This is a genomic window from Streptomyces sp. NPDC005181 (genome assembly GCF_040608395.1).
In the GTDB taxonomy this organism is placed as follows: Bacteria; Actinomycetota; Actinomycetes; order Streptomycetales; family Streptomycetaceae; genus Streptomyces.
In genome coordinates, this window is record NZ_JBEXID010000126.1 from 1 (window position 1) to 14,003 (window position 14,003).

General features: G+C 71.6%; 15 protein-coding genes and 2 pseudogenes. 8 read left to right on the top strand and 9 right to left on the bottom strand.

Annotated elements, in window-relative coordinates; genetic code table 11:
* Window positions 1-677: M48 family metalloprotease (locus tag ABZV38_RS36485; protein ID WP_356332745.1), on the bottom strand; the 677-nt coding region annotated here is incomplete at its 3' end.
* Window positions 674-1,138, bottom strand: coding sequence for a BlaI/MecI/CopY family transcriptional regulator (locus ABZV38_RS36490; protein ID WP_356332746.1), 465 nt, complete (start codon window positions 1,136-1,138; stop codon window positions 674-676). The genes ABZV38_RS36485 and ABZV38_RS36490, both read right to left, overlap by 4 nt.
* Before the next feature lie 113 nt (window positions 1,139-1,251).
* Here ABZV38_RS36490 and ABZV38_RS36495 point away from each other — a divergent pair, with 113 nt between their 5' ends.
* The 4 genes from ABZV38_RS36495 to ABZV38_RS36510 all read left to right on the top strand — a co-directional run bounded on the left by ABZV38_RS36495 (window position 1,252) and on the right by ABZV38_RS36510 (window position 3,886).
* Entirely contained in the window at window positions 1,252-1,920 is a 669-nt protein-coding gene (locus tag ABZV38_RS36495) for a DedA family protein (RefSeq protein WP_356332747.1), read from the top strand.
* The gene (locus ABZV38_RS36500) at window positions 1,920-2,522 is read left to right on the top strand and encodes a phosphatase PAP2 family protein (RefSeq protein WP_356332748.1); all 603 of its coding nucleotides are present in this window, start codon (window positions 1,920-1,922) and stop codon (window positions 2,520-2,522) included. Before ABZV38_RS36495 ends, ABZV38_RS36500 begins: the two co-directional genes overlap by 1 nt.
* Window positions 2,519-3,253 (top strand): phosphatase PAP2 family protein, encoded by a 735-nt coding sequence (locus tag ABZV38_RS36505; protein WP_356332749.1) that lies wholly within the window; start codon window positions 2,519-2,521, stop codon window positions 3,251-3,253. Before ABZV38_RS36500 ends, ABZV38_RS36505 begins: the two co-directional genes overlap by 4 nt.
* Before the next feature lie 84 nt (window positions 3,254-3,337).
* The gene (locus ABZV38_RS36510) at window positions 3,338-3,886 is read left to right on the top strand and encodes an isochorismatase family protein (RefSeq protein WP_356332750.1); all 549 of its coding nucleotides are present in this window, start codon (window positions 3,338-3,340) and stop codon (window positions 3,884-3,886) included.
* Window positions 3,887-3,989: 103 nt separating this feature from the next.
* Here ABZV38_RS36510 and ABZV38_RS36515 read toward each other — a convergent pair.
* The 4 genes and pseudogenes from ABZV38_RS36515 to ABZV38_RS36530 form a co-directional block, all read right to left on the bottom strand.
* Window positions 3,990-4,436: pseudogene (locus tag ABZV38_RS36515) on the bottom strand (alcohol dehydrogenase catalytic domain-containing protein); the annotation flags it as partial.
* A gap of 15 nt (window positions 4,437-4,451) precedes the next feature.
* Window positions 4,452-5,663, bottom strand: coding sequence for a PP2C family protein-serine/threonine phosphatase (locus ABZV38_RS36520; protein ID WP_356332751.1), 1,212 nt, complete (start codon window positions 5,661-5,663; stop codon window positions 4,452-4,454).
* 221 nt (window positions 5,664-5,884) lie between these two features.
* The gene (locus ABZV38_RS36525) at window positions 5,885-6,634 is read right to left on the bottom strand and encodes a GNAT family N-acetyltransferase (RefSeq protein ID WP_356332752.1); all 750 of its coding nucleotides are present in this window, start codon (window positions 6,632-6,634) and stop codon (window positions 5,885-5,887) included.
* Window positions 6,631-7,554, bottom strand: a complete 924-nt coding sequence (locus ABZV38_RS36530) for an NADP-dependent oxidoreductase (RefSeq protein ID WP_356332758.1) — start codon at window positions 7,552-7,554, stop codon at window positions 6,631-6,633. The genes ABZV38_RS36525 and ABZV38_RS36530 overlap by 4 nt, the downstream gene beginning before the upstream one ends.
* A gap of 118 nt (window positions 7,555-7,672) precedes the next feature.
* Here ABZV38_RS36530 and ABZV38_RS36535 point away from each other — a divergent pair, with 118 nt between their 5' ends.
* The 4 genes and pseudogenes from ABZV38_RS36535 to ABZV38_RS36550 all read left to right on the top strand — a co-directional run bounded on the left by ABZV38_RS36535 (window position 7,673) and on the right by ABZV38_RS36550 (window position 9,549).
* Window positions 7,673-8,002 (top strand): cupin domain-containing protein, encoded by a 330-nt coding sequence (locus ABZV38_RS36535; protein WP_356332753.1) that lies wholly within the window; start codon window positions 7,673-7,675, stop codon window positions 8,000-8,002.
* Window positions 8,003-8,218: 216 nt separating this feature from the next.
* Window positions 8,219-8,305 (top strand): putative leader peptide, encoded by an 87-nt coding sequence (locus tag ABZV38_RS36540; protein WP_356332761.1) that lies wholly within the window; start codon window positions 8,219-8,221, stop codon window positions 8,303-8,305.
* A gap of 41 nt (window positions 8,306-8,346) precedes the next feature.
* Window positions 8,347-8,956, top strand: a pseudogene (locus tag ABZV38_RS36545) (molybdopterin-dependent oxidoreductase); the annotation flags it as partial.
* Between the two features lie 65 nt (window positions 8,957-9,021).
* The gene (locus ABZV38_RS36550) at window positions 9,022-9,549 is read left to right on the top strand and encodes a nuclear transport factor 2 family protein (RefSeq protein ID WP_356332754.1); all 528 of its coding nucleotides are present in this window, start codon (window positions 9,022-9,024) and stop codon (window positions 9,547-9,549) included.
* Here the strand turns inward: ABZV38_RS36550 and ABZV38_RS36555 are convergent.
* The 3 genes from ABZV38_RS36555 to ABZV38_RS36565 all read right to left on the bottom strand — a co-directional run bounded on the left by ABZV38_RS36555 (window position 9,513) and on the right by ABZV38_RS36565 (window position 13,695).
* Entirely contained in the window at window positions 9,513-10,421 is a 909-nt protein-coding gene (locus ABZV38_RS36555) for an NAD(P)-dependent oxidoreductase (RefSeq protein WP_356332755.1), read from the bottom strand. The genes ABZV38_RS36550 and ABZV38_RS36555 overlap by 37 nt on opposite strands.
* Window positions 10,422-10,759: 338 nt before the next feature.
* Entirely contained in the window at window positions 10,760-12,043 is a 1,284-nt protein-coding gene (locus ABZV38_RS36560; RefSeq protein ID WP_356332756.1) for a cation:proton antiporter, read from the bottom strand.
* Between the two features lie 416 nt (window positions 12,044-12,459).
* A complete protein-coding gene (locus tag ABZV38_RS36565) occupies window positions 12,460-13,695 on the bottom strand; it encodes a cytochrome P450 (protein WP_356332763.1) in 1,236 nt (411 codons plus the stop codon).
* Window positions 13,696-14,003: the final 308 nt, after the last annotated feature.

Sequence of the window (14,003 nt, forward strand, 5' to 3'; positions counted from 1 at the left end):
CGCGCCGCGACCCGCCGGTCGCCGACCGCCGCGGCCGCCGCCTCGTCGGCGCAGCGCTCCAGCGCGTAGCCGATGGGTGCGCGCAGGGAGCGCAGCGCGGGGTGGCAGAGGGCGGCCAGTTCGGCCGCGGCGAGGAAGAGGTGGTGGCGGCCTGCGAGGTGGGCGCGCTCGTGTGCGAGGAGGGCGTCGCGTTCGGCGGGTTCCAGTGCCCGCAGCATTCCGGTGGTGACGACGATCCGGCCGGGGCTGCCCGGGAGTCCGGGCAGCGCATAGGCGTCGGGGCGGCTGTCGCGCAGCACGGCCAGTTCACCTCCCGAGGCGTCGGCCGGCACGCCTGCGCGGTGCAGCTCCGCCCAGTGGCGGCGGGCGGTACGGGCGACCGCGGCGGCACACCCGGCCAGCAGCGCCACAGCGGCGGCTGCGAGCGGGACGGCCACGGCGGGTGCGGCGTCGGCAAGCGGCTTCACGAGTTCGCCGACCGCGGCCACGGCGGAGAGCCGGGTCGCGCCGGGTACCACCAGCAGCATCAGGGCGAGCGTGCTGCACAGCGCGAGGCCGACGGCCGTCGAGGCGAGCAGCCGCGCGGCGTGCACGGGTGACAGGGCGTCCGCCAGGCGGCGGGCCGCGGGGACCGCGACGAACGGCATCAGCAGCGGAACCCACACGGCGTAGATCATCGGGCGTCTCCGTCGAGCAGCTCCCGGAGCAGCTGCTCGTCCGCGTCGGTGAGCTGCGAGACGAATCGGGCCAGCACGGTGCCGCGGTCCTCCTCCTTCTGCAGTTCGCTGTGCATCCGGCGGGCGGTGAGGCCGGGCGCGTCCTCGGTGGGGGTGTACGCGAAGCCTCGCCCCGACCGGGTACGGGTGACCGTGCCCTTCTCGTACAGCCTGGTCAGGATCGTGGTGACAGTGGTGCGGGCCAGGGGTGCGCCGAGGGCGCCCTGCACCTGGCCGGGGGTGAGCGGGGCATCGGCCGCCCAGAGGGCCGCCAGGACGGTGGATTCCAGCTCACCGGCCGGCCGCCGCTCCGCACTGGGTGCCGACCCGGACCCCGGGCCCGGGCCGTGCGGTCGAGGGCTCGTCTGAGCGTGCGCGCGGGGGTCAGGATCCCCGCTCGATATCCCCTGCGCCTGCGCCATGGGAACTCTCCTCCCGCTTCGGGCGTCTACAGTGATGTAGACCGTCTACATCACTGTAGTCAGTCGGGCGTCCCGTCGGTACGCCCGCTCACCATTATGGGAGGCCCTCCGCCGTGTCCGTATCCTCACTGGCGGCCGCGCCGCAAGCGGTGAACCTGCTGGACGCGGGGTCACTGCTCGCCACCTTCGGCGTGCTCGGCATCGCGGCCGTGCTGTTCGCCGAGACAGGGCTGCTTGTCGGTTTCTTCCTCCCCGGCGACTCCCTGCTGTTCACAGCGGGTCTGCTCAGCGTGCCCGGCACACACGGCCCGGTCCATCTCGCCCTGCCCCAGGTGCTCATCGCTTCTGCGGTCGGCGCGCTGCTCGGCGCACAGACCGGGTACTGGATCGGGCGCCGCGGCGGCCGCGCCCTGCTGGCCCGGAGCCGGGCCAAGAGGCTGCACGAGGGCGCGGCCCGCGCGGAGGAGCTGCTCGACCGGTACGGCCATGCGCGGGCGATCGTGCTGGCCCGCTTCGTCCCCGTGGTGCGTACGGTGCTCAACCCCCTGGCCGGGGCGCTGAACGTGCCGGCCCGGCTGTTCGCGCTCTGGCAGATCGTCGGCGGCACGATCTGGACGGTCGGGCTGGTGCTCGCGGGCTACGGGCTGGGGTCGTCGGTGCCGAATGTCGACCGCTATCTGCTTCCGATCGTCGCCGTCGTGGTCCTCGTCTCCCTCATCCCGCTCGCTGCCGAGCTGCTGCGCTCGCGCGCCCGGCGCGCCGTCGAAGGAGACCGGAGCTGATGCTGCTCGCCGCTGCCGCCACCTCGCTCGACGGCGGCCTCTACACCTCGATCACCGAGCTCGCCCGGCGCTCCCCCGCCGCTCTGGACTCCACGATCCGTGCCTGGTCGGACTACGGTCTCGGACTCTTCGCCCTGCTGATGCTCGCGGCCTGGTGGCGGTCCCGCTCAGGAGACCCCGCCCGCGCGGCCATGGCGCTCTGTGTCCCCCTGGTCGTGGTGGCCGCGTATGCGGCCAACGATCTGCTGAAGCTCGCCGTCCATGAACAGCGGCCGTGCCAGACCCTGCATGCGGTCACCGTGGAGGCGTGCCCGCCGCTGGGCGACTGGTCCTTCCCCAGCAACCATGCCGCCATTGCGGCAGCGGCGGCGGTCGCGATCCTGGTGACCGACCGTCGGCTCGGTGCGATCGCTGTCCCTGCGGCGCTGCTGATGGCGGTGTCACGGGTCTGGATCGGGGTGCACTATCCGCACGATGTGCTCATCGGGCTGATCACCGGTGCGCTCGTCGCGCTGCCGCTGACGGTCGCCGCCCGGCGCGGTGCTCCGGCCGTTGCGCGGCTGCGGGACAGCCGACTGCGTCCGCTGGTGGCGGCGCGGTGACCGGGGAGGCCCCGGCGGCGGGGCAGACCCGGTTCGCCGGGGGGCCGGTCGCACCTCGCATCCGTACAGCGCTCGGGGCCGTACTGATCGGGGTCGTCGGACTCGTGGGCCTGACCGCGGTGGTCCTCACAGCCCGGCACGGGTCTGTGCTGCCGATCGACCGGGCCGCACACACCTGGTCCCTGCACCATCGGCCCACCGCTCTCGTCACCGTGGCCAGGATCGTCACGGCGACGGGTACGGGCGTGTTCCCGTACGCCGCCGCTGCAGCCGCCGGGCTGATAGCCGGCTGGGACATGCGCCACCGCCTGGGGTACGCGGCAGGCGCCCTGGCCTTTCTGCTGCTCGGTCAGGCGCTGCGCTTCGGCCTGATGGAAGCGATCGGACGACCCCGCCCGGCGGTGGGCGACTGGGCGACGCACGCCTCGGGGTTCGCCTTCCCGTCCGGGCACGCGACGACATCCGCGCTGATGGCGGGTCTGCTGGTGGCTGCCACCGGCCACCGGGCACAGCTACGCCGGGCCCGTACCGCTGCCTCCGGCACAAGCACCGGCGCCACCGCCGTAGCCGTCCTGCTCGGCTGCTGGGCCGTGGCCGTCGGGGTGAGCCGGGTTCTGCTCGGAGTGCACTGGGCGACGGACGTGGCGGCCGGATGGCTGTTCGCCACCGTCTGGCTGGGGCTCGGGGCCGCGCTGATACGGATACGGACGGCCCCGCCCGCATCCCGCTGACGGCCGGACGTCGCGGGGAGGGCCTGCCTGGGCCGTTTCTCCAAGATCACCTCACTGCCAGGAGGAGGCCGCTACCGTGGGTCCATGCCGCACGCCTCCGCGCTCCTCGTGATCGACATGCAGAACACCTTGGTGGCCATCGCGTACCGGGCCGCCGAGAGCGTCGCCGCGATCGCCGGGCTCCGCGAACGTGCCAAAGCCGCCGGCGTGCCGGTCGTGACGATTCAGCACCGGGGCAACGGGATGGAGGCCGGCACCGAAGGCTGGCGGATCGTGCCCGAACTCACGCCCTCCGCCGACGAGGAGGTCGTCCACAAGACCAGCGCGGACAGCTTCCTGGACACCGATCTCGACAAGACCCTCAAGAGGCTGGGAGTCACCGAGGTCGTCGTCACCGGGTTCGCAACCGAGATCTGCGTGGACACGACGGCACGGCAGGCGCTCAGCCACCGGTACGACGTGGTGCTGGTTGCCGACGGGCACACCACGTCTGTCCGTCCCGACTCCGGTGATTACGTCTCGCCGAGGCAGTCGATCGCGCACCACAACGAGATCTACCGGCACATCGACTTCCCCGGGCGGAGCATCCGCGTGCTGCCCGCGTCCTATGTGGAGTTCGCCGCACACCTCTAGCCACGGGCTCCGTTCACCCGGACTCACCGGCCCGCCGAGTGGTGTGCAGCCGTCCTGAGTACATGGGTGCGGGCCGTCGCGCATCGGCGACGGCCCGCACGGTCTCGTGGGCGCCGACGGTGCGGGCCAGGGCGAGCTTCTCCTCGCTGACGTCGAGCGCGATGACGCGGACGGCCGTCATGGCGCGCAGCAGCTGGATCGCGACGTGGCCGAGGCCGCCGGTGCCGATCACCACGGCGGTGGCACCGGGCACCAGCTCGGCGAGCGAGCGCTTGATCGCGTGGTACGGGGTGAGACCCGCATCGGTGAGCGGCACGGCCCGCACCGGGTCGAGGCCGCCGAGCCGCACCAGGTGGCGCGGGTCGTCGACGATCATGTACTCGGCCATGGCTCCGGGCGCACCGAGTCCCGGCGGGGCGATGCCGAGTTCCTTGGCCGGCAGGCAGTAGTTCTCCTTGCCCTCGGCACACTTGGCGCAGGTACCGCAGCCCCACGGGCCGTAGACCGCGACGGACTCGCCGACCGGGAATCCGGTGACGCCGTCGCCGAGGGGCCGGCCCGTGGCCTATCGTTCGGCGAATGTCTGCGCGGCGCGCCGCGCACCCCCGCCGTCCGGCACGGGCCCGCGGTTGCGCGCCGGCGTCCTGCGCAGGGCGAGCACCGCGATGTCGTCGCGTCGTACGCCGCCGGTGAAGGCATCGAGGTCCGCATACAGGGCGTCCAGCACCTCACGCGACCCTCGCCCCGCCCAGCGGCCGAGGCGGGTGTCCAGCGGGTAGAAGGTGCCGTCGGCGTTGCGGGCCTCGGTCACTCCGTCGGTGAAGACCAGGAGCGTCGCGCCGGACGGGAAGTCGAGCTGTTCCGCCACCCGCGGCTCGCTGCTGAGCTCGGCCATGCCCAGCGGGACGGAGGTCTGCCGCAGCGGCACCGCTGCGGCCGCACCGTCGTGCAGCAGCCGGGGTGCCAGATGGCCGCAGTTCACGGCCTGCACCCGGTCGCCGCCGTCGATACCGAGGATCAGGGCAGTGACGAAGCGTTCGGTCTCACCGGTCTGGGCGGAGAAGGTGTTGTGGCGGACAACCGCGTCCTCCAGGGCGTCCGCCACCCCGGTCAGGGTGGGCTCGCGGATGGCCGCTTCCCGGAACGCGCCGAGCGCGGCGAACCCCGCTCCGATGGCCGCGATCCCCTTGCCCTGGACGTCGCCGATGATCACTCGTGTTCCGTACGGTGATTCGACGATCTCGTAGATGTCGCCGCCGACCAGCCGGTCCTCCTCGATCGGGGCGTAGACCCCATGGGCGACGACATGGCCGGTCAAAATGGGAAGCGGGCGCAGGATCTGCCGCTGGAGAGCGACGGCCGCGGTGCGCAGTCTGGCGATCTCCGTGGCGTGGCGGATCCGCAGCGAACAGGAACCGACGCCCAGACCACAGGCCAGCACCGTGAAGACGACGCCGCTGGCCAGATCCCAGAACGTCCCGCCGGACACCAGCCGTGAGGTGACGACGACGACCATGATCCAGGCGGCGACGCCCACCGTCTGCCGGATGGTGCCGAAGACCGAAACAAATGCGGGCACGACGACCAGCAGAGGCACGATGCGCAGGTCGTTGCCGGTCATCAGGTCGAGGACGACGATCATCGCGGTCAGCAGGGCAAGGCCGCCGAACAGCGCCGCGTTCCCGACCCGGGCCGCGGAGGCCTCGGCCTCCCCGACATCGGTCACCGGCAGCGCCGCACTGCGTACGGCCGCGGAGCGCTGGAGCCCGATCGTCACTGCACTGCCTCCTCCTGCAGACGCCGGCCCGATCCCGGCGCTCACCTCCCAGTGCACCCGGAATCCGGCGTTCGGCACACGAGGCTTACGGCCCCATGGGCCGTGCCAAAGGTCCTGGGGCGGTCGGACCAGCGGCCTTCGGTCCGGAAGTCCCGGGCCGAAGGTCCTTACTTCGGCCCGGGACCTTCTGGGGCCGGGACCTCAGGAGAGGCGGCTCTCCGTCAGCGCAGCGCCGCCGCCTGCGTGTCGTCCGCGCCGCGGGTCCGGTCCGACACCGGCACGTCCCGTGGTACGACGACGGCAAGGAACGATGTCCGGCGCCGGAGCCGGAAGCCCAGCGATTCATAGAGCCTGATGGCGTTGGTGTTGGCCGCCGACGCGTGCAGGAACGGCGTTTCGCCGCGCTCCCTGATCTCGTGGGCGACGGCGAGGACGAGCCGGGTGGCGAGCCCCTGGCCCCGCACGGTTTCGTCCGTGCAGACGCCGCTGATCTCGCTCCAGCCGGTCGGGTGCAGCCGCTCCCCCGCCATGGCCACGAGGGCCCCGTCGCGGCGGATGCCCAGATAGGTGCCGAGCTCGACGGTACGCGGCAGGAACGGTCCCGGGCGGGTCCGTGCGACCAGGTCGAGCATCTCCGGCACATCGGCCGGGCCGAGGCGGACAGCCTCCGGGTCCGGGGCCGCAGCCACCCCGTCGTCGACGAGCTGGACGCCCTCCGCGCAGAAGGTGATCTCCCAGTCGCCGGGCGGCGGCTCACGCAGCGCATTGAGGCTGACGGACGCTCCGGGGCCGGCGAGTGCAGCGATGTCCGCCCAGTCCTCCGCGTCCGGGTTGTCCGGCAGCGCGAGCCAGGGTGAGACGTCGATCGGGTAGCGCAGGATGCGGCCCCTGCGCTCGGCGAAATGGGCGTGCGGTCCGGTCAGCGAGGCGCGGGACGGGTTGTCCAGCGGGTGCGAGTGCGGAGCGCTCATGCGGCGGTCACCTCGATCACGATCTTTCCACGGGTGTGTCCGCTCTCCACTGCACGCAGCGCCGCGGCCGCTTCGGCGAGCGGGTAGGTCTGCGTCACGTACGTCCTGAAGGCGCCGCTGACGGCGAGGCGGGCCACTTCGTCGAGGACGGCGGCGGTACGGGCCCGGACGACAGCTGCCCCGCCGAGTTCCACGGCGAGCGGCTTGCCGCCGGCGCTGATCAGCCGCTTCCGGTCCGTGACCAGCTCCGCGACGGCCCGCAGGGCCTCGCCACCGACCAGGTCGTAGACCGCGTCGATCCCGTCCGGGGCCGCCGCCCGCACGCGGTCGACGACTCCGGGTCCCGACGGTACGTGCACGGCACCGAGCGCCTCGACGAAGTCCTTCTTGGCCGCGCTCGACGTACCGATGACCCGGACCCCGAAGTGGCGTGCGAGCTGGACCGCGGCCACACCGACGCCGCCTCCGGCGCCGTTGATCAGCAGGGTCGATCCTGGTGCGGGGTCCAGCTGGCGGATGCCGTCGTACGCCGTGGCCGCCGCGACCGGCAGCGCGGCCGCGTCGGTGAACGACAGGCTGTCCGGCTTGTGCGCGGTGACCGCGACGGGCAGCAGGGTGTACTCGGCGTAACCACCGGTCAGCGGGTTGCCGAAGACCGCGTCCCCGGCCTCGAATCCTTCGACACCGGGGCCGACCTGCACGACCACCCCGGCCGCTTCGCTGCCGAACACGGCGGGAAACTGCGGCGGCGCGCTGCCGGGCCTGGTGTATCCGTTGCGCAGTTTCCAGTCGACAGGGTTGACCCCGGCGGCACGGACCGCGACGAGCAGCTCCCCCGGTCCGGGGGCGGGCACCTCCTGCTCGACGAAGGCTTCCACCTCCGGTCCGCCGCTGCGGGTGAATACGTACGCCTTGGGCATGAGCTCCTCGCTCCGGTTCATGGCATCGGCCGCCTCGGCAGCCGCTACCGGCTACAGCTGCACAAGCTCCGTGCGGCATGCATGTATTCCCGGGCGGTGAACTGTTCACAGGGTCGCAATGAATCCGGATCGGGGTGTGGAGTACGTACTGGTGATGTCCGGCCAGGTGAAGCTGGTGGTGGACGACGTCCCTCATCTGCTGGAGACGGGGGACACGGCCCGCTTCTCGGGGCTCAGCAGCCACTACTGCACGACGCGGGACTCCTCCGCCATCCGGTCCGGGATCGATTTCGACTCAACTCCCCACGGATACGGGCCGGTCGGGCCCCATTCGGCCGCCGCCTGTGGCAGTCTGGTGGCGACCGCCCCACCGGGCTCCCCCGTACCGGTGGGGCGGTTCTGCGCGGTTCCTGCCGCCGCCTCCCTCCCCTGCATTGCGGCCCGATGAAATCGAGCGGGCCCCTTGCACCCGCCACCGCCTGCCCCCGCCGGTCTCCGCACACCTCTGTGAATGGAGACGACTGCGCAGGTCAGACGTTATGTGGACAACTTCGGGGCAATGTGCCGGCCGCCGCCCGCTCCGGGCCCGGGGCCTTCGCCGCGGACAGCGCAGCCGTACAGAAGCGGAGTTGACGGTCACCCGAGCCGCTGACACGCTCCCGGCATGTCCGCGACCTCGACTCTCGTCTCGCGGCGCCACGTCGATCTGGGACGCGTAGCGTCCGCGGCGTGTAGCCGCGCTCTCCGCTGAACAGCTGACGCACGCGCGGCCGATGCCGCAGCGACGACTCCCACCTGGGACGGGTGCGGCGGCCGTTGCCCGTCGCGAAGGCGCTGGACGACGTGCTTCTCGCGTACGAGATGAACGGCGAGCCCCTGCCGCCCGACCACGGGTACCCCGTGCGGCTGATCGTGCCGTCCTGGGTCGGTATCGCGAACATCAAGTGGGTCGGCGACATCGAGGTGAGTGCGCAGCCCCTGCTCTCCCCGTGGAACACCGGTCTCTACCGGCTGTTCGGTCCCGCGTACCCGCCGGAGGGCAGCGCGCCGCTGACCCGGCAGACGCTGAAGAGCGCCTTCGAACTGGCACCCGGCGCGTCGCTGCCCGCGCATCGGCGCCAGGTGCTCACGGGACGTTCCTGGCCGGGCGGGGCGCCGGTGCGTCGTCGAGATCAGCACCGACGGCGGTGCCCGGTGGCGACGAGCCCGGCTGCGCGACGAGCCCCGCAGCGGAAGCTGGGTCCGCTGGTCGGCCGACTGGCTGCCGAAGGAGCGGGGTCCAGCGGTCCTGCTGGCGCGGGCAACGGACCGGACAGGCCGTACGCAGCCGGACGTCGCGGTCCACAACACGCAGGGCTATCTCTTCGACGCGGTCGTACGGCACGGGGTACAGGTCGTCTGACGGGCCCGGGCGGCCGGCGGAAATGCTCTGGCACGGCGGTGACCCGGACTGATAGGGACTTCGGGATGTCGAACAACTCCTCTGCATCCCTGAGCCAGTTTGAACTGCTGCTCGCCGAGCGGGCCTGCGAACGGCTCGTCATCGAGTTCGTCCGCCGGCTCGACCTCGGAGACCCGGGCACGGTCGCCGAGCTGTTCACCGCCGACGGCACGTGGGAATGGCCCGGCGGCGAGCGCCGCATCGTGGGGCGCGAGGCACTGCGTGACTATTTCGGCGGCCGGCCGGCAGACCGGCTCTCGCGGCGGATGTGTACGAACATCCTCGTCACGGTCGACTCGGCGACGACCGCGTCGTCGACGACGTACTTCGCGACCTATCGGATCGACGGGGCGAGCGACAGCCTGCCGTTGCCCCGGCTGCCCGCCAATATCGGGCACTACGAGGACACGTTCCGCAAGGTCGACGGCGTCTGGCTGCTCGCCTCGCGCACCACGTTCCTCGCGTTCGGCGGGTCCACGGAGCGCGTGGCCCCGGCTCCCTCTGCGGTCGGCGACGGTCAGTCGCCGGCCTTCTCCACCGGACGGCCCGCGTAGTAGGTGGCGATCATGTCCTCGCCGCCGTGGCCGGCCGCCTCCGCGCGCTCGAACCGGGCGGCCGACGCGGCGACCAGGTCCAGACTCACCCCGGACCGTTCGGCGGCTTCGAGGATGAGGCGGGTGTCCTTGAGCGCGGTGGACAGGGTGAAGCTGGGGGTGAGGTCGCCGGAGAGGACCGCCGCGGACTTGCCCTGGAGATAGGCGGAGTCGAGCGGGCCGCCCTTCATCGCGTCGAGGAACGACTGCGGGTCGATGGACAGTCCCTCCGCGAGGTTGAGACACTCCGCGATGCTGCTTACCAGGTTGATCACCCAGGTGTTGACCACGAGCTTCAGCCGGGAGGCGGCGCCCGGTACTTCGCCGACCCAGACCGTGCGCTGCCCGATCGCATCCAGCACCGGCTCCACCGACGGCCGGACAGCGGATGGGCCGGAGACGAAGACCGTCAACGCGCCCTGTTCCGCGGGCTGCTTGGTTCCGGCGACCGGGGCGTCGAGATAAACGAGTCCCAAGTCCGCCGCCCGCTGGGCGAGTTCGGTCGTGGCATCGACTCCGACGGTGGAGCTCTGCAGCAGGATCTGCCCATTGCGCACACCCGACGCGGCGGCAGTGAGCGCGGCAGCGACGGAGAGGCCGTCCTTGAGCATCGTCACAATGACATCGGCGCCACGGACGGCTTCCTCCGCCGTTTCGGTGACTGTGGCACCGTCGGCGGCCAGGGGGGCCGCCTTGGCCTGTGTACGGTTCCAGGCGCGGACGTCGAGTCCCGCCCGGAGCAGGCTGCGCGTCATCCCTGATCCCATGATCCCGGTACCGAGGACGGCCACGGTCGGCCGCTCGGAGGTGGCGTGGACAGGTGTGGACGTCATGAGAGCGTGGTCCCTTCGTCGGCCGCGCCGTGTGTCGGCGGGGGCGGTGAGAGGTCAAGGTTGCCGCAGTGCGCCGTCGAGCACCGCACTGTGCACCGCTCTGGCGAGTCGCGATCCCAGCACTGCCCCGTCTCAAAGTCGTTCTACCAACGCAAAAGGGCCGAGAAGAGGCCCCACAAGCAAGCCCGTCCTCGCCCGCGCACGCCGCCGCCTGAACGTCGCGTGGGCACTCCTGCGCGACGGCCGTCCCTTCGAGAGCAGTCCACCGACCCGTGCTGCCGGCCTCGGGTGAGGTGACCATGGTCGGTCACGAGCGGGCTTGACCACCGCATGGGGAATCAGTTGCTGGAACCCCTGCGTCTGGCTGCGTCTGCGCTGCCCGTGAGCCGTCGGACAGGGACGGTGTGCGGCGACGGCTCCGGCCGTTCAGTATCTCCGGCGGCCGTGGCTGCCCCGTAGCGTCGCGCGAGCGGCCCCGCGCTGAGTCCGTGGACGAGGACACTGAGCAGCACTGTGCAGATGAGCACGGGAAGGACCTGGTGCGTGACGGCCGGGGCGAGGTCCTCGAGCGCGAGCAGACCGAAGATGATCGTGGCCAGCCCCCGGGGGCCGAACCAGCCGACGAACAAAACCGTGGCACGGTCCGTCCCCGTGCCGAGCAGCGACAGGGCCACGGGCACCATCCGCAGCGCCGTCAGGCTCAGCACCGCGTAGAGGACGGCCTGCCACGTCATGTGCGGGACGGCGGCCGGAACCAGAACCGCCCCGAACAGCAGCCACACCAGCAAAGAGAGCACCGACGCCGACTGCTCGGTGAACAGCAGTTGCGACGGCGACGCATCGCCGTAGGCGGTGCCAAATGCCAGTCCCGCGACAAACGCTGCGACGAACCCGTTGCCGCCGATGGCGATGGCGGACAGATAGGACAGCAGGGCGAGGGCCAGCACGGCCGGGCCCGTAAACTCCTCGGCCGCCCAGCCCTTGCTCAGCGCCGACCGCAACAGCCACCCCCCGACCAGACCAAGCGCCGCGCCGTAGGCGAGACCGATGGCGAGTTCCACGACCGCCTCGCCGTTGGCTCCAGGGCCGGCGCCGGCGGCACCCGCGGCCCCGGCCAGCGCCACCACAACGACGGGAGTGGCGATGCCGTCGTTGAGGCCGCTCTCTACGTTGATCAAGCGGCGGATGCGTTCGGGCACCACGGGATTGGACATCATCGAGGCTCCGAGCGCTGCGTCGGTGGGGGCGAGCGCGGCGCCCACGAACACGGCTGCCCAGCCGCTGACGCCAGGAAGGAGGCCGGATGCCAGGAGCGCCCCGAGCCCGATGCACAAGGGCAACCCCATCAGCAGAAGCCTCAGGTAGAGGCCGAGATCCGGTCGCAGGACCCGGAACGACAACCGGGCCGCGTCGGCGAACAGGATCCAGGTCAGGCAGATCTCCGCCAGCCCTTGGACCGTCTCCCTGGACGGGGCCAGATCCATCGACCCCAGACATGTCGCCAGCACGAGTCCAACCAGCACGAACGCGGCCGGAGCGGTCAACTCGACCCGTTCCACCCGCTGCGAGCACAGGCCCCACAAGAACAGCAGCAACAGAACCAGCGAGACAGTTCCGCCCATCGAGAAGCTCCAGATCCGTAACTTCATCCGACGGCCAGGAGGCCGGCGCTCCGCTCGCGAGACCGAGCACGATCGTGCCAGCGTGCGATATTTACCCTCATCAAGGGACAATCCATGGCACGCGTGTCGCCGCGATTATTCCCCGGCAGCCCTCACGATCGATGCCCGGGGCAGCTGGCTGACGGTCCGCGGCGCCCCGAAGACTGAGAACCGGCCACCCGTAGCCGCACCCGGGGGCCGGTGGCCTGTCGGTTCCCGCGGCCGGGTCGGCGGCCCAGCCCCTCGACGCGCCCTCGGGGCAGGCGGACGCGTACGGAACGGATGTCGCACCGCCGGTGGCACAGCAGGACAACGCTCGGCCACGGCCCGTCGATCACAGGGGGCTCGGGCGGCACCGCTGCGTGCGGTGCCTGGCCTCAGCCCGCGACGGAGCCCGTGTCCGGGCGGAGCCGTACGGGCAGTGTCCGCACGCTGTTGCCGACAAAGCTGGCATGGCGCACCAGTTTCTCGTCGGGCACGGTGACGTCCAGCTCCGGGAAGCGGCGGAACAGCTGCTCCAGCGCGATCGTCGCCTCCATCCGGGCGAGCGGCGCTCCCAGGCAGTAGTGCGGCCCGTGGCCGAGGGAAAGGTGCCGGGCCGCCGTTGTCCTGGACGGCCGGGTGACGTCGAACCGGTCGGCGTCGGAACCGTGTACGGACGTGTCGCGTCCGGCGGCCGAGTATCCCGCGAGTACGGGGGTGCCCTGCGGAATGACCGTCCCGTCGAGGGTCAGGTCGCTGGTCGGATATCGGAACGGGAAGTAGCTGACCGGGCTGTCCCAGCGCAGTGTCTCCTCCACCACGTCGGCCCAATCCGCGCGGCCCGTAGTGGCCAGGTCGAGCTGGTCCCGGTGGGTGCACAGTGCGCGTACGGCGTTGGTGACGAGATTCAGCGTGGTCTCGTGACCGGCGATGATCATCAGGAGCAGGGTGCCGATGAGTTCGTGCCGGCCGAGCCGGTCTCCGCCGTCGTCGCGGGCGGCGATCAGTGCGCTGGTCAGATCGTCGCCGGGCTGCTCCGTGCGGGCTGCGGCGACGGTGCTCAGCAACTCCACCAGTTCCCGATTGGCAGCCATGGCCTCGACGGGCCCGATGTCAGTGGCGACGATCTGGTTCGACAGATGGTGCAGGCGGTCCTGATACCGGCCGTCCACGCCGAGGAGCTCACAGATGACGCCCATCGGCAGGGGCATCGCGAACCCGGCACGCAGGTCCACCGTCCCGTCGCCCTCCTCGGCCGCCGCGTCGATCCGGTCGAGCAACTCGGCGGTGAGGGTCTCGATGCGCGGCCGGAGCGCTTCCACCCGCCGGGCGGTGAACGCCCTGCTCACCAGCCCACGCAACCGCCGGTGGTCCGCGTCATCGGCGGTGGTCATGCCCTGCACGGTGGCGAACGTACGCAGCGGCCAGCCTTCGGGGATCCGCCCTTCGGTCAGCGCGGTGAAGTGGCGTGCGTCCTTTGCGACATCGGGGTGGGCGAGAAACTCCTTCAGGGCGTCATGCCCGAGCACTGCCACCCCCGGCACATCGCCCGGCAGCACGACGGACGCCACAGCGCCCCGAGCGAGCAGCCGGGCATTGTCGGCGTGCGGGCACCCGCCGGCCGGATCCATGCGGTGCGCGGTGGCCTGCCCCGGTATCGGCGGGATGTTCAACGGGGCTCTCCTGACGGTCGTCGGCTCGGGACCGGCGGCGGCCGGCGCAGCCGGGGCGGGATTCCGATCCTACGGTCAACACACTGGGAGCAAAGGACGGTTGGGCGCACGGGCGGCTGTTCCGCGTGCGGGCACAAGGAAGAGATGGACGCGGAGACGGACGCCTTCGCACGCAAACATTCAGTGCGACCGCAGCGTGTGACGGTTTCGGGTGTGTGGTGACGGCTGGTGACCGAGTGGTCAGCGGCTGTCGGAGCGGGGGTGTC